This window comes from Actinoalloteichus sp. AHMU CJ021 (genome assembly GCF_002895405.1).
Lineage (GTDB): Bacteria > Actinomycetota > Actinomycetes > Mycobacteriales > Pseudonocardiaceae > Actinoalloteichus_B > Actinoalloteichus_B caeruleus.
Window position 1 is genome coordinate 5081181 of sequence record NZ_CP025990.1, and the last position, 24950, is coordinate 5106130.

The 24950-nt window shown below is 71.3% G+C and carries 24 protein-coding genes; 15 read left to right on the forward strand and 9 right to left on the reverse strand.

All coding sequences use genetic code 11. The annotated features are described in order from the left end of the window. Positions 1 to 166 precede the first annotated feature (166 nt). Genes C1701_RS21620 through C1701_RS21645 form a run of 6 tightly spaced genes read left to right on the forward strand, consistent with a single transcriptional unit; the run spans position 167 to position 8384 of the window. Complete coding sequence (locus tag C1701_RS21620; protein ID WP_026418701.1) at positions 167 to 1774, forward strand: ABC transporter substrate-binding protein; 1608 nt, start codon at positions 167 to 169, stop codon at positions 1772 to 1774. A 5-nt stretch (positions 1775 to 1779) separates the two neighbouring features. Further along, complete coding sequence (locus C1701_RS21625; protein WP_026418702.1) at positions 1780 to 2742, forward strand: ABC transporter permease; 963 nt, start codon at positions 1780 to 1782, stop codon at positions 2740 to 2742. Then, positions 2739 to 3623 (forward strand): ABC transporter permease, encoded by an 885-nt coding sequence (locus tag C1701_RS21630; protein ID WP_026418703.1) that lies wholly within the window; start codon positions 2739 to 2741, stop codon positions 3621 to 3623. The genes C1701_RS21625 and C1701_RS21630 overlap by 4 nt, the downstream gene beginning before the upstream one ends. Beyond that, positions 3620 to 5443 carry a dipeptide ABC transporter ATP-binding protein gene (locus tag C1701_RS21635; RefSeq protein WP_103056516.1) on the forward strand — a complete coding sequence of 608 codons (1824 nt, stop codon included), beginning with the start codon at positions 3620 to 3622 and terminating at the stop codon, positions 5441 to 5443. The genes C1701_RS21630 and C1701_RS21635 overlap by 4 nt, the downstream gene beginning before the upstream one ends. Next, the gene (locus C1701_RS21640; RefSeq protein ID WP_026418705.1) at positions 5440 to 7464 is read left to right on the forward strand and encodes a CocE/NonD family hydrolase; all 2025 of its coding nucleotides are present in this window, start codon (positions 5440 to 5442) and stop codon (positions 7462 to 7464) included. Before C1701_RS21635 ends, C1701_RS21640 begins: the two co-directional genes overlap by 4 nt. Beyond that, entirely contained in the window at positions 7461 to 8384 is a 924-nt protein-coding gene (locus tag C1701_RS21645; RefSeq protein ID WP_245588778.1) for a TetR/AcrR family transcriptional regulator, read from the forward strand. The genes C1701_RS21640 and C1701_RS21645 overlap by 4 nt, the downstream gene beginning before the upstream one ends. A 588-nt stretch (positions 8385 to 8972) precedes the next feature. On the opposite strand, the gene C1701_RS21650 is transcribed toward C1701_RS21645, so the two are convergent. From C1701_RS21650 to C1701_RS21660, 3 genes are read right to left on the reverse strand one after another with little or no spacing between them, the layout of a single operon-like run. Next, on the reverse strand, positions 8973 to 9365 hold the full coding sequence (locus C1701_RS21650) for a hypothetical protein (protein ID WP_156038500.1): 393 nt from the start codon (positions 9363 to 9365) through the stop codon (positions 8973 to 8975). Further along, positions 9362 to 9802: a hypothetical protein gene (locus C1701_RS21655; protein WP_155886115.1), complete on the reverse strand. Its 441-nt coding sequence runs from the start codon at positions 9800 to 9802 to the stop codon at positions 9362 to 9364. Before C1701_RS21655 ends, C1701_RS21650 begins: the two co-directional genes overlap by 4 nt. Positions 9803 to 9831: 29 nt before the next feature. Next, positions 9832 to 10017 carry a hypothetical protein gene (locus C1701_RS21660; protein WP_026418709.1) on the reverse strand — a complete coding sequence of 62 codons (186 nt, stop codon included), beginning with the start codon at positions 10015 to 10017 and terminating at the stop codon, positions 9832 to 9834. 312 nt (positions 10018 to 10329) lie between these two features. On the opposite strand from C1701_RS21660, the gene C1701_RS21665 reads away from it, so the two are divergent. Together C1701_RS21665 and C1701_RS21670 are read left to right on the forward strand one after the other, a co-directional pair. Beyond that, positions 10330 to 11196 carry a helix-turn-helix domain-containing protein gene (locus C1701_RS21665; protein WP_103056517.1) on the forward strand — a complete coding sequence of 289 codons (867 nt, stop codon included), beginning with the start codon at positions 10330 to 10332 and terminating at the stop codon, positions 11194 to 11196. Further along, positions 11174 to 11356, forward strand: a complete 183-nt coding sequence (locus C1701_RS21670; protein ID WP_081715410.1) for a DUF397 domain-containing protein — start codon at positions 11174 to 11176, stop codon at positions 11354 to 11356. The genes C1701_RS21665 and C1701_RS21670 overlap by 23 nt, the downstream gene beginning before the upstream one ends. Positions 11357 to 11416: 60 nt before the next feature. Here C1701_RS21670 and C1701_RS21675 read toward each other — a convergent pair whose 3' ends face one another. Then, complete coding sequence (locus C1701_RS21675; protein WP_035292033.1) at positions 11417 to 11731, reverse strand: hypothetical protein; 315 nt, start codon at positions 11729 to 11731, stop codon at positions 11417 to 11419. A 5-nt stretch (positions 11732 to 11736) separates the two neighbouring features. After that, entirely contained in the window at positions 11737 to 12426 is a 690-nt protein-coding gene (locus tag C1701_RS27785; protein ID WP_155886116.1) for a hypothetical protein, read from the reverse strand. Positions 12427 to 12891: 465 nt separating this feature from the next. Between C1701_RS27785 and C1701_RS21680 the strand changes: the two genes are divergently transcribed. Continuing rightward, positions 12892 to 13029 carry a TetR family transcriptional regulator C-terminal domain-containing protein gene (locus tag C1701_RS21680; RefSeq protein ID WP_337661877.1) on the forward strand — a complete coding sequence of 46 codons (138 nt, stop codon included), beginning with the start codon at positions 12892 to 12894 and terminating at the stop codon, positions 13027 to 13029. A 46-nt stretch (positions 13030 to 13075) separates the two neighbouring features. Here the strand turns inward: C1701_RS21680 and C1701_RS21685 are convergent, their stop codons facing one another. Next, positions 13076 to 13561, reverse strand: coding sequence for a MarR family winged helix-turn-helix transcriptional regulator (locus C1701_RS21685; RefSeq protein WP_026418711.1), 486 nt, complete (start codon positions 13559 to 13561; stop codon positions 13076 to 13078). 76 nt (positions 13562 to 13637) lie between these two features. Here C1701_RS21685 and C1701_RS21690 point away from each other — a divergent pair, with 76 nt between their 5' ends. Together C1701_RS21690 and C1701_RS21695 are read left to right on the forward strand one after the other, a co-directional pair. Next, a complete protein-coding gene (locus C1701_RS21690) occupies positions 13638 to 15131 on the forward strand; it encodes an MFS transporter (RefSeq protein WP_103056519.1) in 1494 nt (497 codons plus the stop codon). A 306-nt stretch (positions 15132 to 15437) separates the two neighbouring features. Then, on the forward strand, positions 15438 to 15824 hold the full coding sequence (locus C1701_RS21695; RefSeq protein WP_030106049.1) for a hypothetical protein: 387 nt from the start codon (positions 15438 to 15440) through the stop codon (positions 15822 to 15824). Positions 15825 to 16134: 310 nt separating this feature from the next. Here the strand turns inward: C1701_RS21695 and C1701_RS21700 are convergent, their stop codons facing one another. Beyond that, positions 16135 to 17004: a DUF72 domain-containing protein gene (locus C1701_RS21700; RefSeq protein WP_103056520.1), complete on the reverse strand. Its 870-nt coding sequence runs from the start codon at positions 17002 to 17004 to the stop codon at positions 16135 to 16137. A 310-nt stretch (positions 17005 to 17314) separates the two neighbouring features. Between C1701_RS21700 and C1701_RS21705 the strand changes: the two genes are divergently transcribed. Beyond that, positions 17315 to 18130 carry a ThuA domain-containing protein gene (locus tag C1701_RS21705; protein ID WP_245588780.1) on the forward strand — a complete coding sequence of 272 codons (816 nt, stop codon included), beginning with the start codon at positions 17315 to 17317 and terminating at the stop codon, positions 18128 to 18130. Continuing rightward, positions 18115 to 19230, forward strand: coding sequence for a Gfo/Idh/MocA family protein (locus tag C1701_RS21710; protein ID WP_103056521.1), 1116 nt, complete (start codon positions 18115 to 18117; stop codon positions 19228 to 19230). The genes C1701_RS21705 and C1701_RS21710 overlap by 16 nt, the downstream gene beginning before the upstream one ends. A gap of 17 nt (positions 19231 to 19247) precedes the next feature. Here C1701_RS21710 and C1701_RS21715 read toward each other — a convergent pair whose 3' ends face one another. Further along, positions 19248 to 20210, reverse strand: a complete 963-nt coding sequence (locus C1701_RS21715; RefSeq protein WP_026418716.1) for a glycosyl hydrolase — start codon at positions 20208 to 20210, stop codon at positions 19248 to 19250. Between the two features lie 509 nt (positions 20211 to 20719). On the opposite strand from C1701_RS21715, the gene C1701_RS21720 reads away from it, so the two are divergent. After that, the gene (locus C1701_RS21720) at positions 20720 to 21994 is read left to right on the forward strand and encodes an ABC transporter substrate-binding protein (RefSeq protein WP_026418717.1); all 1275 of its coding nucleotides are present in this window, start codon (positions 20720 to 20722) and stop codon (positions 21992 to 21994) included. 81 nt (positions 21995 to 22075) lie between these two features. Next, positions 22076 to 23380 carry an alpha-L-fucosidase gene (locus C1701_RS21725; RefSeq protein WP_103056522.1) on the forward strand — a complete coding sequence of 435 codons (1305 nt, stop codon included), beginning with the start codon at positions 22076 to 22078 and terminating at the stop codon, positions 23378 to 23380. Positions 23381 to 23445: 65 nt separating this feature from the next. Here the strand turns inward: C1701_RS21725 and C1701_RS21730 are convergent, their stop codons facing one another. Continuing rightward, complete coding sequence (locus C1701_RS21730) at positions 23446 to 24888, reverse strand: glutamate decarboxylase (RefSeq protein WP_103056523.1); 1443 nt, start codon at positions 24886 to 24888, stop codon at positions 23446 to 23448. Positions 24889 to 24950: the final 62 nt, after the last annotated feature.

Sequence of the window (24950 nt, forward strand, 5' to 3'; positions counted from 1 at the left end):
TGAGGCCCTCGATCCGAGGGCCCGTCCGCCTCGTCTCCGCCCGGGTCTCCACGGGGCCGGGGGCTTGGTCTCCTCGCGGTGTCTGTCTATCGTGCAGCGGTCCAACTCAATCGCTCAGTGAACGAATAAGGGCGAGACGAGGCACCCAGCCAGGGCGAGGAGGAAGATGCGCCACGGCAGCACCAGCGTCCGACCACCCGGGGGGATCAGCCGCCGCTCCCTGCTCGCCGGCGGGCTGGGCGCCCTCGGGGCCACCTGGCTGGCCGCGGGGTGCTCCTCGTCCGGACCAGCCTCCCGCGCCCTCCCCGTGGAGGCGGCGACCGGCGACCCGGCCAGCGGAGGGGTGCTGCGCATCGCGCGGCCCCCGGCCTCCGACGCCGAGACGCTGGACCCGGCGAGCGCGCTCTCCGCCTACGAGTACCTCGGCGCCGTCTACAACAGGTTGACCAGGATCGGGGAGGACGGCTCCGTCGTCGCCGACCTCGCGGAGGGCTGGGAACCGTCCCCGGACGGCACCCGGTGGACCTTCGCCCTGCGCCGCGGCGTGACCTTCCACGACGGCAGGCCCTTCACCTCCGCCGACGCCCGCTACACGCTGCGGCACCTGCTGGACCCGGACGTGGCATCGCCGCAGGCCGGGGTCCTGGCGCCGATGCTCGAACCGGGCGGGATCCACACCCCGGACCCCCACACGCTCGTGGTCGACCTCACCCGGCCCAACGCCGAGTTCCCGAGCCTGCTGACCTCGTACAACTGCTACGTCATCCCGGACGGCAGCGCCGAGGCCGGCGGGCGGCACATCGGCGAGACCGGGGTCGGGACCGGCCCGTTCCGACTGGAGTCCTTCACCCCCGCCGGCCGGGGCCGGGTGGTGGCCAACCCCGAGTACTGGGAGGGGCGGCCGGTGCTCGACGAGATCGAGTTCTACGCCATCCCGGACACCCAGGCCCGGTCGAACGCGCTGCTCGCCGGCCAGGTGCACCTCCTCTCCCAGACCAACCTGGACTTCGCCACGGCACGCGTCATCAACGCCTCCGACCGGGCGACCATCGCCCGGTCGGTGAACTCGCAGTGGTACGGCCTCCCGATGCTGTGCACCGCCGAGCCCTTCACCGATCCGTCGGTCCGGCAGGCGATGAAGCTCGCCTACGACCCCCAGGCCGTGCTCGACGTCGCCCTCCAGGGAGCCGGGGTCATCGGGAACGACAACCCCGTACCCCCCGAGGAGCCCTACTGGACCGACTACCGCGTCGAACGGGACCCCGAGCACGCGCGTTTCCTGCTCCGCCGAGCCGGGCTGGAAGGCCTTCGCCTCGACCTGCACACCTCCGCCTACGACCCGGTCTTCACGCCGATGGCGTTGGCGTTCCGGGACTCGGTGCGGGAGGCCGGGATCACCCTCGACGTCCGGACCGCGGCCGCCGAGTCGTACTTCTCCCAGATCTGGATGCAGAAACCACTGATGGCGACCTACTGGTACACCGGCCGGCCCATCGAACAACTCCTCAACCAGATCTTCCGAGGTGGTTCGAGCTACAACGAGACGGCCTGGGCCGACGACCGCTTCGACGGGCTCCTCGACGAGGCCAGGGGGGAGATGGACGCCGACCGCCGCCGGATGCTCTACCAGGACGCCCAGCGGTACGTGGTCGACCACGGTGGCTCGATCACCCCGGTGTTCGCCGACCGCCTGGTGGGTCTCTCCCGTGACGTCCTCAACTACCGGGAGCACGGGTTCGAGTTCGACTACCTCAACATCGGGCTGCGGAGGTGACCGGCATGCTGTCCTTCGTCGCCAGACGACTGTTCTCCGCGCTGCTGACCATCGCGCTGTCCTCCGTGCTCATCTTCCTCGCGCTCCAGGCCCTCCCCGGCGACGTCGCCAGCCAGATCCTGGGGCGGGACGCGACCCCCGAGGCGGTGGCGACGCTGCGGGAGCAGCTCGACCTCGACCAACCCGCCTGGCAGCGCTACCTCGAGTGGGTCGGGGGCGCCGTCACCGGGGACCTCGGCACCTCCCTCGCCTCGGGGGAGCCGGTGGCGGCGGAGGTGGGCCTGCACCTGCGCAACACCCTGCTCATCGCCGTGGTCACCATCCTCGTCGCGGTCACGCTGTCGGTGGTGCTCGGCGTGCTCGCCGGCCTCTACCGCGACCGCTGGCCCGACACGCTGATCTCCGGGCTCAGCCTCGTCGGCATGAGCGTGCCCGAGTTCGTGGTGGCGACCCTGCTGGTCCTGGCGCTGTCCATCACCGTGCCGGTGCTGCCCGCCGTGGTGCTCGACGGGCCATCGGCCAGCATCGGGGAGCTGCTCCCCGCCGTCTGGTTGCCCGCCGCCGCCCTCGGCGTCGCGATGACCGCCTACATCGTCCGCATGGCACGCACCAGCGTGATCGACGTGATGGCCGGGGAGTTCGTCACGACGGCCACCCTCAAGGGGCTCGGGCGCTGGCGGGTGGTGACCCGGCACGCCCTGCCCAGCGCGCTGCTGCCGACGCTGAACGTGATCGCCATGAACATCGCCTGGCTGGTCGGGGGTGTCGTCGTCGTGGAGAACGTCTTCAACTACCCGGGGGTGGGCAGTCTGATGCTCCAGGCGGTGCACAACCGCGACCTGCCGATGTTGCAGGCGATCGCGCTGATCAGCGCCACCGTCTACGTGCTGTGCAACCTCGCCGCCGACCTCGGCGCGATGGCGCTCAACCCGAAACTGCGGAGCAGGGAGCAGGTGGGGCTGCGATGAGCGGGACTGGTACCGACACGACCGGGCGGCGAGGAACGCTCACCGGTCTCCTGGGAGCGTTGCGGGGTTCGACCACGGCGTGGGTGGGCCTGGCGCTGGTCGCGGCGCACCTGCTGGTCGCCCTCCTCGCCCCGCTGGTCGCCCCCCACTCCCCGGTGGAGAACGACCCGGCCAACGCCCTCGCCGGGCCTGGCTGGGCGCACTGGGCCGGCACCGACCAGTACGGACGTGACGTCCTCAGCCGCGTGCTGCACGGCGGGCGCTACGCCCTGATGGTGTCCTTCGGGGCCACCGTCCTCGCCGTGGCCCTGGGCACCGTGATCGGTTGCGTGGTGGCGTTGCGCGGGGGTTGGTTGGACAACCTGGTGATGCGGGTGATGGACGCCGTGCTGTCCATCCCGCCGGTCCTGGCCCTGCTGGTGGTCGTGACCGTGCTGGGGGCGGGCCCGCTGGTCATCGTCCTCGCCGTCAGCCTCGTCTACACGCCGGCGGTCACCCGCGTCGTCCGGGCCGCCGCCCAGGGGGTGGCCCCCAGCGACTACGTCACCGCGGCCAGGGTCCGGGGCGAACGGACGACGTCGATCCTGTTCCGGGAGGTGCTGCCCAACATCGTCGACGTGGTCTGCGTCGAGTTCGCCATGCGGGCCTCCTGGGTGATCCTGCTGATCAGCTCGCTGTCCTTCCTGGGCTTCGGCGCGAACCCGCCGACGCCGGACTGGGGGCTGATGGTCGCGGAGAACAGGACGGCGATCACCGTGGTGCCGATGGCGAGCCTGGCGCCGATCATCGCGCTGGCGACCCTGGTCATCGGGTTGAACCTGGCGGCAGACGGGTTGTCCAAGGCTTGGGGAGTCGACCGGGTGCGGAAGGGGCGCGCATGACCGAGCGGGAAGCGACCGGCGGGGCGCCGGTCGTCGAGATCACCGGGCTGACCGTGTCCTACCGCTCCGCGGGCCGGGACGTGGTCGTCGCCAACGAGGTCGACCTGGCGGTGCGCGCCAACGAGACGGTGGCCGTGGTGGGGGAGTCGGGGTCGGGGAAGTCGACCGTGGCCGGCACCGTGCTCGGCCACCTGCGGCACGGTTCGCGACTCGCCGGCGGCCGGGTGCTGGTCGACGGGCAGGACGTGTTCGCCCTGCCGCCCCGGCAGCTCCGCGCCCTGCGGGGCGGGACCGTCGCGATGGTGGCGCAGAACGCGGGACAGGCGCTCACCCCGTCGATGCGGGTGGGACGCCAGGTCGCCGAAGCGCTGCGGGGCCGGGGGCTGGACCGCCGCGCGTTGGACGCCGCCGTGGTCGAGCTGCTCGACCAGGTACGACTGCCCAACCCGGCGGAGCTGGCCCGGCGGTACCCGCACCAGCTCTCCGGCGGCCAACAGCAGCGGGTGGCGATCGCGATGGCCGTGGCCGCGCGCCCCCGCGCGCTCGTGCTCGACGAGCCCACCACCGGACTGGACGTCGTCACCCAGGGCGGGATCCTCCGCCTGCTCGACACGCTGAGCTCCGAACTGGGCCTGGCGACGGTCCTGGTGAGTCATGATCTCGGGGTGGTGGCGAGCATGGCGGACCGGGTGCTGGTGATGCGCCGGGGTGAGGTCGTGGAGGAAGCCGACACCGAGCGGCTGTTCGCCGACCCGCGCCACCCCTACACCCGGACCCTGCTGGCGAGCGTCCCCAGGATCACCGACGGGGGTCTCGTCGAGGTGGGCGAGGACGGCGGCCGCACCGTGCGGCGGCGCGAGCCGGTGGCGGACGCACCACCCGTCGTCTCCCTGCGGGACGTCCGCATCGGGTACGGGAGGCGCCGGCGCACCCGCCGAGCCCACGCGGAACCCCGCCCCGCCGTCGACGGGGTCTCCCTGGAGCTGCGCCGTGGCGAGGTGCTGGCGCTGGTGGGTGAGTCGGGCAGTGGGAAGACCACCCTGGCCTGGTCGCTGGCCGGCCTGCGCCCCCCGAGCGAGGGCGAGATGCGGTACACCGACCACGGGCGGTCCGACGACCTCGCCCAGCCCGCCGCCCGCCGGGCCACCGACCTGCGCCGCCGGGTGCAGCTGGTCTTCCAGAACGCCGACACCGCGCTCAACCCGCGTCGGCGCGTCGCCGAGGCGGTTCGGCGTCCACTCCGGATGTTCGGCCTGGCGCGTGGCCGCCGGGAACTGGACGAGCGGACCCGAGGGCTGGTCGCGGACGTCCACCTGGACCCGGCCCTGACCGAACGGCTGCCGGCCCAGCTCTCCGGCGGCCAACGGCAGCGCGTCGGCATCGCCCGGGCACTGGCGGGCGAACCGGACGTCGTGATCGCGGACGAGATCACCACCGCGCTCGACGTGTCCGTGCAGGCCTCGATCCTCGCCCTCCTCGACGACCTCCGGGCGCGACGGCGGCTGGCCTGCCTGTTCATCAGCCACGACCTGGCCGTGGTGCGGGGCATCGCCGACCGCGTCGTCGTCCTCCGGCACGGTGTCGTCGTCGAGGAGGGCCCCACCGAAGCGGTCTTCGCTGGCCCCAACCACCCGTACACCAGCACACTGCTCGCCGCCGCGCTCGAACCCGACCCGACCTCGGCCCGCCGACGGGCCGAGAACCGGGACGCGCCACCAGTCCAGTGGGCCGATGACGCGGCCGACGGGGCGGTGTGGGAAGAACTAGGGGCAGGCCACCGAATCCGGCGGTGGCGGGAGGTCGGCAAGGAGGACCGGTGAGATACCGCGAGGAGTTCGCCCGTGACGTCGAGGTCGAGGACACCTGGATCCCGATGCGGGACGGCACGCGGTTGCACGCCCGCATCTGGCGTCCCGTGGACGCGGTCGACCGGCCGGTCCCGGCGCTGCTGGAGTACCTGCCCTACCGCAAGGGGGACTGGACGGCCCCCCGGGACGCCCAGCGCCACCCCTGGTACGCCGGCCACGGCTACGCCTCGGTGCGGGTGGACCTGCGGGGCAGTGGCAACTCCGAGGGCGTGATGCGGGACGAGTACTCCGAACAGGAACTGGCCGACGGCGTCGACGTCGTCCACTGGCTCGCCGAGCAGCCGTGGTCCACGGGGCGGGTCGGCATGTTCGGGATCTCCTGGGGCGGCTTCAACTCCCTCCAGGTCGCGGCGCTGCGTCCCGAACCGCTCAAGGCCGTCGTGACCGTCTGCTCCACCGACGACCGCTACGACAACGACGTGCACTACGTCGGCGGCGCCGTCCTCGGCATCGACATGCTGGCGTGGGCGGGCACGATGTTGGCCTTCACCTCCCGCCCGCCGGACCCGGCCGCCGTCGGGGACCGGTGGCTGCCGATGTGGCGGGAACGGCTCGACGCGCTGGAGCCGTTCCTGCACACCTGGTTGGCCCACCAGCAGCGGGACGACTACTGGCGGCACGGCAGCGTCTGCGAGGACTACTCGGCCATCGACGCCGCCGTCCTCGCCGTCGGCGGCTGGGCGGACCCCTACCGCGACACGGTGCTCCGGCTCGTCGAACACCTCGACGCCCCCGTTCGGGGCATCATCGGCCCCTGGGCGCACCGCTACCCGGACATCGAACTGCCGCCAGGACCCGCCATCGGGTTCCTGCAGGAGACCCTGAGGTGGTGGGACCACTGGCTCAAGGGCGAGGACAACGGCGCGATGGACACGCCGCCGCTGCGCACCTGGATGCAGGAACCCGTCCCACCACGAACCAGCTACCCGGAGCGGCCGGGGCGGTGGGTTGGTGACCCCAGCTGGCCCTCCCCCTCCGTGAACTGGCAGACCCGCCCGTTCGCGGGGGACCTGCGGGGACCGGCCACGATGGGCGACGGGCGCGTCGTCATCTCCAGCCCCCAGCACACCGGGGTGGACGCCGGTCGCTACTTCCCGTTCGGCAACGCCACCGACCTGCCACCCGACCAGCGGGAGGAGGACGGCCGGTCGACCTGCTTCGACTCGGCCCCCCTGACCGAGCGGCTGGAGATCCTCGGGCGGGCCAGGGTGCGGCTCCGCATGGACTGCGACGTCACCAGGGCCAACGTGATCGTCCGGCTCTGCGACGTCGCCCCCGACGGGTCCTCCACCCTCATCAGCCGGGGCGTGCTGAACCTGGCGAGCCGGGACGGCCGGGACCGGGCGGTGCCCTGGCACCCCGGGACGAAGGAGGACGTGGAGGTCGAGCTGACCGCCACCGGGTACGCCGTTCCCGCCGAGCACCGCCTGCGGGTCGCGGTGTCCACCGCGTACTGGCCCTGGGTCTGGCCCCAGCCCACCAGCCCGGTGCTGCGGGTACGAGCCCAGGACAGCGCGCTGCTGCTGCCCGTGCGGGACCCGGGGGCCGACGCGGGTGCCGCCCCGATCGAGTTCGAGGAGCCGGAGCAGGCGCCGCCGCTGCCCGTGCGGTCCGGTCTCACGCCGGATCGCCCGGAGCGGGTCGTCCGCCACGACGTCGCCACCGGCGAGTGGACCCTCCAGGTGGACCCCAACTACGGGGGTTCGCGGACCTTCCCCGACGGGATGGAGTACTCGGAGAGCGCCCTGGAGACCTACCGCATCCGGGCGGACGACCCCCTCTCCGCCTCCGCCACCTCGACGTGGACCATCCGGTTGCGGCGGGAGGACTGGGACGTGCGGATCGACACGAAGTCCGACCTGCGGGCCACGGCGGACGAGTTCGTCCTGGAGAGCCGGGTCACCGCCGTCGCCGACGGCGAGACGGTCAGCGACCGCACCTGGCACCGCCGACTCCCGAGGACCTCGGGTTGAGCGCAGGGTTCCCGGGGTCCGCGACCTCCGAGGTCGCGGACCCCGCCCAGGATCACGCGGACGGCGACCTCCCGACGCCGGGAGCCGGGCGGGCGTCGCCGCCCCCCGCCGCCCGGGTCTCCGAACCGCGAACCGGCGCCGGGTCGGAGACTCCCGCCCGGGACGGGGCGGTGGACGGGGGATCTCCCGAGGACGGTGCCGAGGCGGGTCGGGACGGGCAGCCGACGATGGCCACCGACACCGGGGTGGCCGTGGCGGAGACCCCTCCCGGGGAGCAGCCGAGGGCGCGGCGAGGACGCCGGGCGGTCACCCCGGCTACCAGGACCCGCCAGCCCACCGAGGTGCGCCGCCGACTCGTGCTGGAGGCGGCGCTCCCGCTCATCGGCGAACGCGGCCTGGCCGGGATCGGCATCCGTGACATCGCCAGGGCGGCCGGTGTCTCGGTCGGCACGGTCACCTACCACTTCCACAGCGTGCGGGAGATCCTGTCCGAGGCGATCGCCCTGGAGATCGAGCAGTACTACGATCCGGTGCTCGCCGAGGCGCGTCGCAGCAGGTCCGCCGTCGAGGGGTTGCGCGGGCTCGTCGAGGCGGCCTTCACCGAGGACACCGCTCGGCACTGGCGGTTGTGGTTCGACTACTGGAGCGCCGGCCGGCACGACGACGCCTTCGCCGACCGCCAGTCCGGCCGGTACGACCGGTGGCATGCCCAGATCCTGGAGTTGATCCGGCGTGGGGTCGCCGAGGGGGAGTTCGGCTGCCCGGACCCGGAGGAGTCCGCCGTCCACCTCGTGGCGCTGATCGACGGTCTCGCGCTGCAACGGTTGCGGCAGGCGCCGCCGCTGAGCGCCGAGCGGGCCCGGCGGCACCTCCACCGGTTCGTCGAGACCGAGCTGCGCCTCCGGCCCACGGGGGACTGAGGGGACACCCCGTGCCGGGCCGGGCTCCGTGCGCTGAGCGCGGGCCACGGCAGGCTTCTCGCGAGTGCGTGCGACACCCAGGGGCGCGGTGAAACGCACAGGATGGGCCAGCGGATCGACCACCGCGTTCCCTTGCGAGACGGCGGCCGGGACGTACCGTCGCCTTGACCTGACCAACCCGTCCCCGGCCGGTGAACATCTCTCGGCGGGTTCGGGCGCTGGTGGTCGCGGCGACCGTGGCGCCCACCCGGGACGTGCTCCCGGCGGCACAGTGGCTCGTGGACGGGGAGGCAGTATGACCGCGCTCGCCGGTTCCCTTCCCCGACCGCTCTCTGACGACGTCTCGACCGGGCGGATCCGCGCCCACCAGCAGCACGCGGACAGCGTGGTCACCCTGTACCGGCGCCCGCGCCCGCCCGACGATGAGAAGGTGGCCGCGCTGGTGACGATGCACCGACGTGGATGTGTCCGATGGGCGCGCAGCATCCAGGTGCGACGGTACGGCGGACGAAGTCCGGCCGGGACCGACTGGGCGCATGGAGGAATCCCCGTATCCAGTATCAACTGGATACGGGGATTCCTCCTGCTCTATTCCTGGAACTCGAAGTAATCCAGGATGATCATCAGCAGCGGTGTCAGCCGGCCCACCAGCGCACGCCCTCCTTCGGTGAGCTGGTGGCGCCGCAACACTGGCGCCCCGGGGGCAGGGCTGGCGCGGGCCACGCCCCGCAGCAGCAGGTGACGACGCTGGAGGTGCTTGCGGATTGCCTCCCACGCCGGGTGGGACAGCCCCACCTGGTGGCGTACCGCGCTGGCCGTGGTGGGGCCGTCGGCGACGATCTCCAGCACGGCCGCGCCGGCCACGGTCAGCCCGTGCACCCGGCAGGCCGTGGCGGTCAGCACCGTGACCGGCGCCGACCGGTCGAGGCGTCCCGCGAGGACGGCGTGGGTGAGCCGGGTGGCGGGCGCGTACGGGCTCACCACGGTTCCCCCTCCCTGTTGTGGGGGAACCAGCAGGCCAGGCAGAACTCCACCCCGGGGGTGAGCAGGCTGAGGAGTTCGGTATCGGCTGCTGGTGCCCGGATGCCGCATTCCGTCCACACGTCGACGTCGGTGCGTTCCCGCGTCAGGTGAGCCGCCGTGTATCCGGGCACGACCAGCGCCGCGAACAGGTCAGGTTTCATGATCTGCGCACAGTGCCCGCAGGGCTGGTACGGGATCTCGTCTGGTCGTTCCTCGTGGCCCACGACGACCGCGTGTCCGCAGACGGTGTGGACGGTAGTACCGGTGAGGTGTTCGCCGTAGGTGCCGATTACCAGGTGCCGCCACCACAACCAGCCGGCAGGTGGTCGCGCGTCGATCCGCCAGACCGGTGGCAGACTCCCCGGCCCCACGAATCGGTGTACATGTCCATTCATTGAGCGTCCCCCGACAACGGTCAACAGGATCAGGCGGCCAGGGCCGCCAGGATGGCCAGAACCGTGACCGCGGCCAGCAGGGCCAGGGCGACCACGCGCGCCACCGTGGCGATACGCCGACGGCGCCGACGACGTCGCTGCGCCTCGAAGGCACGCACCGCGAGGAGGTCGCGTGCCCGTGCGGTGTCAGCGAGGTCCCCGCCGTGACCGGTCACCGGGTACCCCCACCCGTCAGCGAGCGGAAGCTTCGCGTCGCGGGGTCGTACTCGACAGCTCGGTGCTTGTCAGGCTCCGGTGGCAAGCCTCGTTCCGCGAGCCACGCCGCGCCCCGCAACAACAGGGCTACGCCCATCCCCGACACGACCAGCCAGACCAACGCCCACATAGCGGCCCCTTCTGCCGTTTGGCTGCTGTATCCGATACAGCTCCACTGTCCACGTAAGAGTTGCTGTGTCTCACACATCGCGTCTAGTGCCCAGTCGAGTGAACTGTTACTGGTACGTATGTCGATCCACTAGGCTGCTGCCATGTCACGGACACTGCGAACACCCGTCGCGCGGGCGCTGGGAGCAGCCATCGGCCGAGCGCGCACGGAAGCAGGCGTTGGAGTTCGCGAACTTGCGCGCCTCGCGGGGAAGAACGGGGCGTGGGTGAACCGCCTCGAACGCGGTGAGGTCGAGTTCTCAGAAGAGATCCTGAACGAGCTCGCGGACCTCCTGGAAGTCTCCCTTGATGTCAAGAGGCGGTGGCTTGACCGTTTCGCCGACCTGCGCGTCAGCCCGTGGACTCCCAGCGCGGCGATTGATGACGAGCTGTCCGCGTTGATCTCGTACGAAGTCGAGGCAGACCACATCGTTAACGTCAGCTCGTACATTCCGGGCCTACTGCAAACTCGCGACTACGCTACGGCTGTCATCACTGCCGACGACGAAGCATCAAACATAGGCGATCTGCTCTACATTAGGGCTGGTCGGCAAGGTGTGCTCACCGGGCGGCGTGCTCCCCGCTACACCGCATTCTTGGATGAAGCGGCACTTGCGCGCCCTGCTGGCTCAAGTGAGGTCATGTCCGATCAAATCCGGTACATGCTTCGCGTATCGGAAGAGCCAAACATCACTGTGAGAATTATCTCATTTTCAGCGGGATGCTATCTCGGTCAGATCAGCCCGTTTATGCTCCTGACGTTTCCCGAGAACGAAACATCTCCGCTAGTCTACCTGGAGAACCTGCGTACGGCGTCATGGCTGGACCGGGAGCGCGACACGGAAATTTTCGTGCGAGCAGTCGAAAAGCTGCACACCATCGCGCTCAACGTCGACGAAAGCAATGACGTCCTGCTCAAGTACCAGGCGAAGTATGATGAGGAGAGTCATGGGCATCAAAACTTGGCGTAAGTCGAGTCGGAGCGGCGACAGTGGGCAGTGTGTTGAGGTAGGCCGCGCCGCCGACCTCGCGGCCGTCCGCGACACCAAGAACCGTGACGGCGGAATGCTGGTCGTCGACCGTGACACGTTCGCGGCCTTCCTCTCGGCAGTGAAGTCCGGCCGCCTGTAACCAGTCTCCAACGAGCCCTCGATCAGCGTCACACCTGGTCGGGGGCTCGTTCCACGTCGTTCACGAGAACCACGCGATATCGCCGAAGTCGACTTCGCGCCCGTTCTCCTCGTACTCCCGGGTCTCGCGTTCAATACGCGCCGCTGATTCCTCCGGTGTGCTATCCCAAGCCGCGAAGCCGTCTTCGCGGAGGTCGCCGGCGGTGATCTTGCCCTCGCGAACGAGTTGGGCCGCTATACGACCCGCCCGACTGATCAGATGCTTGTACTCCTTCCCTCCGAAGTGAACCATGATCCCGATGACGTCTGTCATCATGACGTAGTCATACCGGGTGAGATCGCACACCGACTCACGGACCTCGTGGTCAATATCCATCAATATCAATCTTTCGTTGCAACGTGTACTTTGAACACGTTCTGATCTGCATCTCGAACGTCGAGAGTGGGTTCATCCTTCGTTGTTGCCGAGGTGTATCGATACCCAATCCTAGTACCGTCCGAGTCTATGGTCATAATCCCGTTGTACCCGGGAACATCGATCCTACGAGCCCCCCGGGAGAGGGAATCGAATATGTCACGCACTTCCTTGGCGCTATCGACTTCGCGCACCACCGTGCGTCGTCCTCGCGGGGAAAGCCGCCCGATCCCCTCGCCTTCGTTCCTCGCGTACTCGCTCGCGGTCTTCCCTCGCCACGTTCCCACCGTCGGCGGCGCGGCCAGTGGCGCCGCGTCCGTAGGAGCGGTCGGCGCGGCCGGTGGAACTACGGACGTAGGGCTGGGCGGGGGTGTTACCGGCCCTGAGTGGTTTCCGCCTGCGATGGTGTCGAGGTAGTGGCGGATCAGGTCGGCGGACCGGCCGAACGCGGCGTACGCCTGCTTCAGTGGCTGGGCCGCGTCGGCGGCGGCCTTCACCGTCCACACCACGTCGTGGTGCGCTGAAGCTAAGAGGAGTTGGGCAGAGAGTTGGCAGCCCCGTTCCGCCCTGTCGAGCGCCGCGACCAGGTCGCGTTGGGCTTCCTCGATTTCCAGGAGGGCCGTGCGTGCCTGGGCGACGACGTCGGCGACGGACACTGAGCACCCCCACAAAGCGATTGCGGACAGTGATGGACCGTAGCAACAGGTGATGGCCTGGGGGTGCGAACGGCCTTGTTCGGTGTGGGGGAGGACCGTTCGAGGGGCAGCACGGTGACGAGCAAGCGCGGGAACCGCGAGAACCCGTCAGCGGAACCCGGCTTACTTCATGCCGTTGGACCAGGCGGTCTGGCGCTCCACGACCGCACTGGAGATGAGTCTCCAGGTTCCGTCGACGACAAGGGGGGTGGTCCACGTCGAGGTGCCCATCGGGTTGCTCGCTCCCGTCGGGGCGCGTCGGTGGATGTCCGAGTCGCGGTCCTCCGAGGTGCGAAGGGGCGAAGGAGGACGTGGAGGTCGGGCTGACCGCCACCGGGTACACCGTCCCCGCCGGGCACCGCCTGTGGGGCGCGGTGTCCACCGCCCGAGGGGGAGTTCGGCTGTGCGGACCTGGAGGAGTCCGCCGTGCACCAGGTGGCGTTGATCGACGGTCTCGCGCTCCAGTGGCTGCGGCAGGCGCCGCCGCTGACCGCTGAGCAGGCCCGGCGGCACCTGCACCGGATCGTCGAGACCGAGCTTCGCCTCCGGCCCACGGGGGACTGAGCGCGGGCGGCCTCGTCCCCCGCGAGCGCGACCCGGCGGGGCGGGATCAGCGCCCCGTGGGCGGTTGGCCCGTCAGGTGCTCGGTCACGACGGCGTTGGCGCGGCGGGTGAAGTCGAGCAGCAGTCGCGCCTCGGTGTCGTCGTAGCCGGCGATGAGTTCTCGGTAGGCGCTGCTGAGGCTGTCCAGCGCCGCGACGACCCGGTCGTACGGTCCGCCCCGCACGATCTCGACGATCACCCGTCGCCGGTCCGAGGTGTCGCGGCGCCGGGTGACGAAACCGCCCCGCTCCAGGCGGTCCACCGCCGCCGTGATCGCCCCGCCTCGCGACAGGCCGATGCGCTCGGCGAGCTGGCCGGCCGACATGGCGCCCTCCTTGTCGAGCACGCCAAGGCACCCGACGTCGGTGATGCTGATGCCGACGCGGTTGGCCACATCCAGATGGAAGAGCACGGCGCGCATCGCCTGTTCGCGCAACGCGTCGTACAGGGCGTCGGTGCGCCCGTTCTCGGTCTGGCCGCTGTCCGGGCTCATACCCCTCCTTTGTCTCTACTTTAGAGATGCTCTATTTTCGTTCTTCTCGGAGCGGACCTGTACTGGAGGGTGGATCATGTCAAACACCGCGAGATCGTCGTCGCCGCCGCGCGGCCGGTGGGCCGCGTTCGCGGTCGTCCTCGTCGCGGTCTTCATGGACCTCGTGGACGGCACGATGGTGAGCGTGGTCCTGCCCCGCGTCCAGGCCGACCTCCAGGCGACGGACGCGGAGGTCCAGTGGATCGTCGCCGCCTACCTGTTGGCCTTCGCGTTGGGCATGATCCCCGGCGGACGCCTGGGAGACGTCCACGGGCGCCGGCGAGTCTTCCTCGTCGGCACCGCCCTGTTCGTGCTCTCCTCGGTCGTGTGCGGCGCGGCGGCGTCCGGTGGCGTCCTGGTCGCCGGCAGGGTCGCGCAGGGATTGGGCGCGGCGCTGATGGTTCCGCAGGCGATGGCGCTGATCGTGCAGGTCTTCGGACCGGAGGAGCGACCCCGCGCCTTCGTCGTGTACGGAGCGGTGCTCAGCCTCGCCAACGTCGGAGGTCCACTCCTCGGGGCGCTGTTCCTGCACGTCGACCCGCTTGGCCTCGGGTGGAGGGGGCTGTTCTACGTCAACGTGCCCATCGGGCTGCTCGCCCTCCTCGGAGCGCTCCGCTGGATGCCGGAGTCGCGGTCCTCCGAGGTGCGACGCGTCGACCTGCTCGGGCTCGCCCTCCTCGTGGCCGCCACCTCGGCGGTGATGGTGCCGCTCGTGCAGGGGCGTGAGGCCGGCTGGCCCTGGTGGACGGTGGCCCTCGCGGTCCTGGCGGTGCCCCTGTTCGCCGCCTTCCACCGCAGCCAGCGGCGGCGGGGCCTCGGTGAGGACGCGCTGGTGCCGCCCGCGCTGCTGCGGCGCCGTTCCTTCACTGTCGGACTCGTCGTGATGTTCGCCGTCTACTCGGTCCTCTCCTCCCTGTTCGTCGTCCTGCACTACGCGCTCCAACTCGGCCTGGGCTGGACGCCGATGGGAGCCGCCCTGGTCGTCGTCGGGTTCCCCCTGGGCGTCCTCGCGACGACCAGCATTGCCCAGCGGTACGTCCAGGTCGCCGGACGCCGACTGGTCCAGGTCGGGCTGTCGGTCATCTGCCTCGCCACCGCCGGGCTGGCACTGGCGCTCGGGGACGTGGCCCGCTCCGGCGGGGCCTGGACCATCGCCCTGCCGATCGCGGTGATGGGCCTGGGAATGGGCCTGTGCGTCTCGATCCTCACCAGCATTGCCCTCGTCGAGGTGCCCGCCCGCCACGCCGGAGCCGGCTCCGGCGTGGCGAACGCGGTGTTGCAGTGCGGAGGTGCCTTCGGGGTGGCGGTGGTCGGAACCCTCTACTTCGGACTCCTGACCGCTGGCTCCGCGACCGCCTCCGACCACCTGGGTGCGGCCGCCGCCGCGCTCGGGTACCACCTGGTCGTCCTGGTGGTCTCGCTCGCGCTGACCCCGTTCCTCCCGCGTTCCGCCGTGGCCTCGGCCGAAGGAGCGGAGGAGGTGCCGCCCGTGACGGAGCGCTCCGCCACGGGTGACCGGCCGACGCGGTAGGGGTGGCGGGCGTCACCCAGCTCCAGGCCCAGGCCGTCCACCATCCATCACCCACACCTTCCCGCCGGGGTCATCGGGTGCGCTCCTTGGGCACGGGACGTGGTTCCCACGAGGACACCCCATTGATCCGTTCGGACCAGTGCGTACTGGTCCGAACGGAGTGAATTCGTCGTTGATCAGGAATTGTCGGACTCGGGAAGCATGATTCGGCGCATCACGGGTACCAAAGCAATCGACAGTTCGGCGACCACGATATCCGGGCTCTTTCCGGGGGTGTCGAAGAACGGCTCAGTCACGGAGGTCACGGTGGGCGGTCTCGTCAATCTCGTTTTCTGGTCCATCACGGGCGGCGTCCTGTTCCTGATGGCTGAGCGTGCCCTCGTGGGCGCCGCCCGCGACGCCGGCGGCGCGGCCGCCGGGCGGGCGGGAGCGGACGCCGGTTCCGCCGTCGCGGGCGGTGGAACGCCGGTGGCGGAGCCGAACGAGAACCCGCGTGACGGGCTGGCGCGACCCGGGGCGTCCGCCGCCGCGCGGTCCACGACACGGGGATACCGGCCCGTTTCGGCTGCTCGGCGGGGTTCGTCCCGCCCTGGGGGGTCCGTCAGGACCCGGCGCCGCCGGTCCACCGAGCGGCGGACCGACCCCCGCGCGCTGCTGGCGGTGGAGACCGGGGTGCTGCGACGGGCAGCCTGACCCGTACCGCGTGGTTCCGCCGAACGGGAACCTGTCGGTTCGGCCCGTTAGGGTGACCGGAACAGGCGGGCGGAACAATTCCGCTGGATTCGGGGGAATGCGAAGAAGTGCTGGCTCCGGATTCTCCGGGTGCTGGTGCGGAGATCGTCCCGTCGTTGGTCGTGGGAAATGGGCGCGGTCGGTCTCGGCTGCTCCGACCCGCCGCGAGCACGGGGGGTGGTGGAGTACCGACCGGGGCCGCGGGGCGCGCCGGGAACCCCGCCGTCGGGGTGGTCACGCCGGGCGGTGCGCGCGGGCCCGCCCTACCGGGTCAGCCGCCCACCAGCAGGTGCGACAGCTGCTGGGCGTTCGTGTGGGCGTAGTCGGCGTGGCAGTTGTTCATCACGACGTGGGTGCGGTCCGCCCGCTGGGCGAGGTCGGTGATGCGAGGCGCCCACTCGGCCAGCTCCGGACCGCTGTAGTGGTAGCCGAACCGTTCCTGGACGTCGCGGCTGGTCCACTTCTCCGAGTGGCCGTGGAACCGGACGACCGCGAGGTCGGCGGTGGCCGCCAGCACCGGGGGGATCGAGTTCGGATAGCCCTGGGGCATGTCCACGCAGACGTAGGGCAACGCGTGGTCGCTGAGGAACCCGAGGGTCTCCCGCTGGTTGGCCTCCGACATCCAGGTGTGGTTGCGGAACTCGACGCAGACCGGGACCGGAGCGCACCGGCGCTGGCATTCGAGCAGGTACTGCTTGTTCCGACGTCCGATCGGGAACCACTGCGGGAACTGGAAGAGCAGCCCGCCCAACTTCCCGGCGTCGAGCAGCGGTGTCAGGGCCGACAGGAACCGTTCCCACACCGACTCCACGAGTCCGGGGTCGGCGTCCCGCTGGTAGAGGTTCCTCGACCCCTCGGGTCGCAGGTCCTTCGGCAGGGCCGAGGGTTTCGTCGGGTGGTGGGTCAGCAGGGAGAACGCCTTGACCGTGAAGGTGAAGTCGGCGGGAGTGCGCTCCGCCCAGAGCCGGGCGGTGTTCTCGGCCGGCGAGGCGTAGTAGGTCGAGTCGACCTCCACCAGGGGGAACCGCGAGGCGTAGTAGCGGAGCCGGTCCTCGGCGGTCCGGGCCTCGGGCGGGTACCAGTCGGTGGCCAGCAGGGTGGGATCGGTCCACCCCGCCGTACCCACCAGGATCTCGCCCACGCCCCGAACGGTAGTCCCGGGCTCCGAGGGCGGCAGCCCAGCGCTCGGTGACCAGCTCGAACGGCCGGCCGCCCCGGCCCGCGATGGTGTTCCCACCCGTGGTCCGCCCCACCTCGCCCCGGGCGGGACGGCCAGTCCGGGACGGGCGACCATCGGCTGGCGACCTCGGCGCCCAGAGCGGCGTCACCACCGCCGCTCGGCGGTTCGCGGGGCGTCCCCCGCGAACCGGGCGGCCCCATCGCGGCGCGGACGCGTTCTGGCAGACTGGTTGACTGGGTGGTAACCGCTTCCACGCCCGGGAACCCGCGCGTTGCGCGAGGACGCGGTCGCGGCGGCGCACCCGACGGGCACGGCGACCGGACACGACGAGGTGAGGATTCTTCGTGCGACACACCCCGACGACAACGTCAGACAGCCCGCGAGGGGCGCGGTCCGCGTCGACGGGGGGCACGCGGTGAGCGGGCCCGACCACCGCCGACGGGCGCTCGTGGTGCGGGGCGGGTGGCCCGGGCACGAGCCGCGAGCCGCCACCGACCTCTTCCTGCCGTTCCTGCGCGGCAACGGCTTCGACGTCGACACCCTCGACTCCCTCGACGTCTACACCGACGACGAGCGGATGGCGGCCACCGACCTGGTGGTGCAGTGCTGGACCATGGGCGAGGCCACCGAGGACCAGGTCCGGGGCCTGGCCGACGCGGTCCGCGCCGGAACCGGTCTCGCCGGCTGGCACGGCGGGATCATCGACGCGTTCCGGGGCAGCATCGACTACCAGCGCCTCACCGGTGGCCAGTTCCTGTGGCACGCCCCGGGGCTGACCGACTTCGAGGTCACCGTGCGGCCCGACCACGCCCACCACCCCGTCGTCGCCGGCCACCACCGGCTGCGCCTGCACTCCGAGCAGTACTGGGTCGCCACCGACTCCCACAACGAGGTGCTCGCCGAGACCGTGCTGCCCGCCGGACCCGACACCCCGTGGGACCAGCCGGTCACGATGCCCGCGATCTGGACCCGCACGTGGGGGAGTGGCCGGGTCTTCGTCTCCACGCTCGGCCACCACCTGCCGGACCTCACCGACCCAGCCGTACGAGACATCACGGGAAGGGGGCTGCTGTGGGCCGCCCGTTGAACATCGGCATCATCGGAGCCGGCACGATCAGCCGGCGGTACGCGCGCACCATCGCCGACCGTCCCGAGTTGAACCTGACGGCCGTCGCCGACCTCGTCGAGGACCGGGCGACCGAGCTCGCCGCCGCGTACCCACCCGCCACCGCCCGATCCGTGGGCGAACTGCTGAGCAGTGAGGACGTGGACGTGGTGGTCAACCTGACCATCCCCGCCGCGCACACCGGGGTCAGCATGGCCGCGCTCCGGGCGGGCAAGCACGTCTACGTGGAGAAGCCGCTCGCCCTGGACGTGGCCGAGGCGGGGGCGGTGCTGGACTTCGCGGAGGGGCGGGGACTGCGGGTCGCCTGCGCGCCGGACACCGTGCTGGGCACCGGGTTCCAGACCGCACGCCACCTGTTGGACGCCGGCGCCGTCGGCGACGCCGTCGCCGCCACCGCGTTCTGGACCTCACCGGGACACGAGACCTGGCACCCCGACCCCGCCTTCTACTACCAGCCCGGCGCCGGACCCCTCTTCGACATGGGGCCCTACTACCTCACCGCGCTGATCAGCCTCCTCGGCCCGGTCGAGCAGGTGTTCGGGGCGGGGAGCCGCGCCACCGACACCCGCACGGTGGGCAGCGGCCCCCGGCAGGGGGACCGCGTCCCGGTCGAGGTGGACACCCACGTCTCCGCGTTGCTGCGCCACGAGTCCGGCCTGGTCAGCACCCTGATGGTGAGCTTCGACGTCGCCGCGTCCCGGCTGCCGAGGATCGAGGTGTACGGCACGGCCGGAACCCTGTCCGTCCCCGACCCGAACGCCTTCGACGGCAGCTGCGAACTGTGGCGGTCGGGGTCGGACGGCTGGGTCGAACAGCACCCCCAGGCCGGGGCACCGGACACCGAACGCGGTTACGGGCTGGTCGACCTCGCCGACGCGCTGGCCCACGACCGCGAACACCGGGCCAGCGGGCGGCTCGCGTTGCACGTCCTCGACGTCATGCGCTCGGTGCTCACCTCGAACGAGACGGGGTCGGGGGTCCGGGTCGCCAGCACCTGCGCCCGGCCCCCGGCGCTCCCGCTCCAGACCACCACCGACGGCGGTCTCGTCGGAACGACCTGACCGGGGCCGCGTGGTGGTCAGCCGGGCAACTGGCCACCACGCGACTCCACGGTGCGGGCCGCGTCCAGGGTGAGGGAGAACGGCGCGTCGCGGTCACAGGTCAGCCGACCGTCCACCACCCTGAGCTCGGCGACCTGCACCCGTGCCCGGCGCTCTCCGCCGGGCTCGGTGAAGTACACGAGGAAGGCCCGTTCCCCCTGCGTGATCGCGACCGCGTGGTGCCCCAGCCCGTCGTCGCCGTCCCGCACCCCCGGCCGGTCCAGGATCGGTTCGTCCTGGAGTTCCCAGGCGGTGAGGTCATCCGACCGGTAGACGGACAGACCGGACCAGAAGTCGTTGATCATCCAGTGGCTGCCGGCGAACGAGAAGACCGTGGGCCCCTCCTGCGGGCGGTCGGTGATCACCGGGCCGACCGTCGTCCAGTCGAACAGGTCAGGCGAGTCCGCCGCGTGGATGTGGCTGTCGTCCGCCTCGTCCTTGAACCACATGCGCCAGCCGCCCCCCGGTAGCGGGGCGACAGCGGCGTCGATCACCTTCCTGCTGGACAGGTCGAGTTCCGAACGGAACTCCCAGCTCCACAGGTCCGACGACGTGTAGTGCAGGATCAGCCGCTCGCCGACCCAGTCCGTGGGCACGCCCCGGACGTAGGAGACGAACATGTGGTACTGGCCCTCGTGCCAGACCACCTCGGGCGCCCAGTACGTGTTGCGCCCCCGCTCGAAGGCGAGGCCCTCGGCGACCCCCCGGTACAGCCAGGTCGCGCCCCCGTCCGAACTCGTCGCCACCCCGATGTCCGTGCCGTGCACCCAGGCGAAGCCCTCCACGTCGGCGGTAGCCCGCCGCTGCGTGTAGAACATCCACCACTCCCCGGTCGCGCGGTGGTGGATCAACGTGGGGTCGGTGGCGCCGTCGTACACGGGATCCCGGTACAGCGGAGCTCGGACGACCTCGTCCCTGGTCGGTGCGGTTCCGGCACTCACGTCGAGATTCCCTCCCTGTTCGGGGCCCGCCGCGACCCGTCCACGGCGGTGCGCCCCGGGGGCGGCCGCGGGTCCCCGGCCCGACGCTCCTCGCCGGCCGACGGGTGGCCCGGCGCCACCCTAGGCGATCGCCCGCCGCCCGCCGGGGAACCGTCCCGCTGGCACCCTCCCCGCCGCCGCACCGGTCCCCAGGGCATCCGACAGGCCCGCTGACCAGGCCGTTCGACCACCAGACCACCGGAGCGGCCGGCGACCGCCCGCCCGGAGGGGCGCGGGCGCCCGACCCCGCCGGCCCACGGGGGCCACGGGGATTGGCCGGGAAGGGCCAGACATCCGATGACAGGGCGGGCCGGCCGGGAGAACCACCCATACTCGGTCAACCAGATCCCGCGTACGACGCGCTCACGGCCGGGAACGGGCACGACGGCCGCACCGGCGGGCGCCGATCTCGGCGGGCCCCGACCCCGCGCCGTGGGGTGGCGGGAAGGGAAGCCAGGAAGGACAGCAACATGCGCAGACGTTGGCCTCTCGCCGTCGCCGCGGCGGCTGCGGTCGCGGTGGCCGGGTGTGGATCGCAGGACGGCGGCGACGGTGACGTCACCCTCCGCTTCGTCTACTGGGGCAACGACGACCGTGCCCAGGCGACGAACGAGGCGATCGCCCTGTTCGAGGAACGCCACCCGAACATCAGGGTGGAGAGCTCCTTCTCGTCCTTCGAGAACCACTTCCAGAAGCTGTCCACCGAGGTCGCCGGGGGCAACGCCCCGGACATCGTGCAGATGGACTACCGGTACCTGCGGGAGTACGCGGACCGGGGGGTGCTGCTCGACCTCGCCAGCGGCGAGGCGGGGGAGAACCTCGCGACCGAGGACATCCCCGACGAGCTGCTGGCCTCCGGTCAGCTCGACGGTCAGCTCTTCGGGATCCCCATGGCGCAGAACACCCAGGTCCTCATCTACGACAGCGAACTCTGGGAGGACGCCGGGGTCACGCCGGAGGACGGCTGGACCTGGGACGACTTCCACGCCGCTGCCCTCGCGATCAGCGAGGGCAGCGACGCGGAGCCCTCCGTGTTCGGCACCTCCGACTTCGGCGGCGCCGAGGACTGGTTCGAGGTGTGGCTGCGGCAGCAGGGCAAGGAGCTGTTCACCGACGACGGGCAGATCGGCTACGACGGCGAGGACCTCGCCGAGTTCTGGGAGCTCGCCGCCGAGTTCCGCGAGTCGGGTGCCGCCACCCCGCCGGAGATCAGCACCGGCATGGACGGCTCGATCGCCACCAGCCCGATGGGCAAGAACCGGTCCGCCTCGGAGTTCGGCTACGACAGCGGGTTCACCTCCTACGAGCAGACCCTGGGCCGCCCGATGGGCCTGGCCCCGTTCCCCTCCTCCGGTGACGAGCTCGGGCAGTACGCGAAGCCGTCCATGCTCGCCTCGGTGGCCGCGAACACCGACCACCCCGCCGAGGCGGCCCTGTTCGTCGACTTCATGATCAACGATGTCGACGCGGGCCTCATCCAGGGCACCACGCGGGGGATGCCGGTCAACGCCGAGGTCCGCGAGGCCGTCGGTGGTGAGTTGGAGGGCGCCGAGCTCGCGGTGTTCACCTTCGAGGAGGAGATCGCCGACCAGCTCGCCACCGCACCCCCGCCGCCCCCGCCGGGTGAGGGCGCCGTCAAGCGGGACTTCCAGCGCGTCAACGACGACGTCGCCTTCGGCCGCCTCACCGTCGAGGAGGGCGTCGAGCGCTTCCTCACCGACGCGAAACGACAACTGGGCGGTTGATCCACCGGCCGTGGTCGACGTCCGAGCCGACCAGCGCACGCGCACCCGGGGATGGGCGACCCCACGAGGAAGGACACCGGAATGACCGACGCCGTCGCGGCCCGGACCGCCTGGTTCACCGAAGCCCGGTTCGGCCTCTTCGTGCACTGGGGCCTCTACTCCCTCGCCGCCAGGCACGAGTGGGTCAAACTGCGGGAACACCTCGACGACGAGCACTACGACCGGTACTTCCGCCACTTCCGGGGCGACCGCTACGACCCGGCTCGCTGGGCGCGTGACGCCCGGCGAGCCGGTATGCGGTACGCGATCCTGACCAGCAAGCACCACGAGGGCTTCTGCCTGTGGGACTCCACCCACACCGACTACAAGGTGACGAACACACCCGCTGGCCGGGACGTGCTGGCCGAGTTCGTCGACGCCTTCCGGGCCGAGGGCCTGCGCGTCGGCTTCTACTACTCGCTGATCGACTGGCACCACCCCGACTACCCCTGGGACGGCATGCACCCCCGTTGGGAACGCGGGGGCGACAACCACGAGGGCGATCTCGACTCCTACGTCGACTACCTGCACGCCCAGGTCCGGGAACTGGTGACCGCCCACCGGCCGGACGTGTTGTGGTTCGACTTCTCCTTCCCCGAGCCGGCTTCCGGCCTGGACAACGGCAAGGGACGCGACCACTGGCGGTCGGCGGACCTCGTCGCGATGGTGCGGGAACTCGCACCCGCCACGCTCGTCAACGACCGCCTCGACCTCCCCGGATCCGCCGACTTCCTCACCCCCGAGGAACGGTCCCCGCACGACGACCTCGCCGAGCGGGGACTCCCCTGGGAGACCTGCCGCACCCTCAACGGGTCCTGGGGCTACGCGCCAGGCTTCCAGCAGTGGCTCGACGCCGGCCAGGTGATCCGGGTGCTGGTGGACGGCGTCGCGAAGAACGGCAACCTGCTCCTCAACGTCGGCCCGACCGCCCGGGGCGAGTTCGAACCCCGGGCCAGGGCCCTCCTCGCCGAGGTCGGTGACTGGCTGGAGGTCCACTCCGACGCCATCCACGGGGCCGGGCCGTCGCGGTTCCCCACCCCGGACGACTGCCGCCTCACCCAGCGCGGCGACCGGCTCTACCTGCACCTCTTCGCCTGGCCCTCCGGGCAGGTGGTGTTGCCGGGACTCGCGGGGCACCTCGAGTACGCCGCCTTCCTGCACGACGGCGCGGAGGTGGAGTTCACCGAGATCCGCGACTGGCGGCCCGACGTCCCGCACCGGGTGGCCCCCGGTCCGGAGGGGTCCGTGGTGCTGCGGTTGCCCACCGTTCGCCCCGAACAGGAGGTACCCGTCGTCGAACTCGTGCTCGTCGACCCCGGGCACGGAACAGCCTCGCCGGCCGACTGACGGCCGGGCAACGGGGAGGGGAGCGGCCGGGCACTCGGGGTGACTCCGCCGCACCCGACAACACCTCAGCCCGGCGAACGCCGAGGCCGAGGGTGGGCGGCACCGGACCGGGTCGCGCCGTGGTCGAAACCGCCGGCCTCCGGCCCCCGCACCGGACCGGTCTGACGGCGCAGCCGAGGCAACGCCCGCCGGAGATCGGCCAGGAAGAGGTCCGAGAGGTCCCTGGTGAAACCGTTGCGCACCACGACCCGGAGCACGGACAGGTCGGTGCGATCCGGTGGGAAGGTGTACGCCGGCACCAGCCAGCCGGACTCCCGCAGCGCCGCGGCCACGTCGAACACGCTGTACCCCGTGACGTCCTCGCGGAGGCACCACGTGAGGACCGGCAGCTGGCTGCCGTCGCTGACCAGGCGGAACGGCCCCAGGTCCGCCACCGCTGCCGCGAGCCGGGTGGCCACCTCCCGGCAGTACAGCTGCACGCGGCGGTAACCGGTCACGCCGAGCCGGAGGAAGTTGTAGTACTGCGCCACGACCTGCGCTCCCGGCCGGGAGAAGTTCAACGCGAAGGTGGGCATGTCGCCACCCAGGTAGTTCACCCGGAACACCAGGTCCTCCGGGAGCGCTGACGGTTCCCGCCACACCACCCAGCCCACGCCCGGGTACACCAACCCGTACTTGTGGCCGGAGGTGTTGATCGAGGCGACCCGGGACAACCGGAAGTCCCACCGCAGGTCCGGGTCGCAGAAGGGGGCCACCATGCCACCCGAGGCCGCGTCCACGTGCACCGGGACGTCGAGGCCGGCGCGCCCCTCCAGCTCGTCCAACGCCCGGCAGATGTCCTCGACGGGTTCGTAACTGCCGTCGAAGGTCGACCCGAGGACGCCGACCACGCCGATCGTGTGGTCGTCGCAGCGGGCCACCGCCTCCTCCGGGGACAGGTGGAACCGGGCGCCCGACATCGGCACCACCCTCGGTTCGACGTCCCAGTAGTTGGCGAACTTGTCCCAGCAGACCTGGACGTTGGCACCCATCACCAGGTTCGGGCGCTCCGTCGACGCGCCCGCCGCCCGCCGGCGGTGCTGCCACCGGCGTTTCAACGCCAGCCCGGCGAGCATGCAGGCCTCACTCGACCCCGTCGTCGAACATCCGACGGCCCGACGCGGGTCCGGGGCGTTCCACAGCCGGGACAGCATGTGGACGCACCGCTCCTCCAACTCGGCGGTCCTCGGGTACTCGTCCTTGTCGACCACGTTGCGGTCGGAGCACAACGCGATGAGCTCGTCCGCCTCCTCGTCCATCCAGGTCGTGACGAAGGTGGCCAGGTTCAGGCGCGCGTTGCCGTCCAACATCAGCTCGTCGCGCACCACCTGGTAGGCCACCCGGGGCGGGAGTCCCCGGTGCGGCAGGGCGTGCCGGGGAACCCGCGTCGGCTCCTGGGTGAACACCGGGTTCACCGACACCTCGTCGTCGCCGTCGGGCCGGTCGCCGGAGAGCGGTCCACGCGCCATGCCCGCACCGTACTGACGGGGTGGCGGTCCGGCAGGCTGATCAGCCTGCCGGACCGCCACGT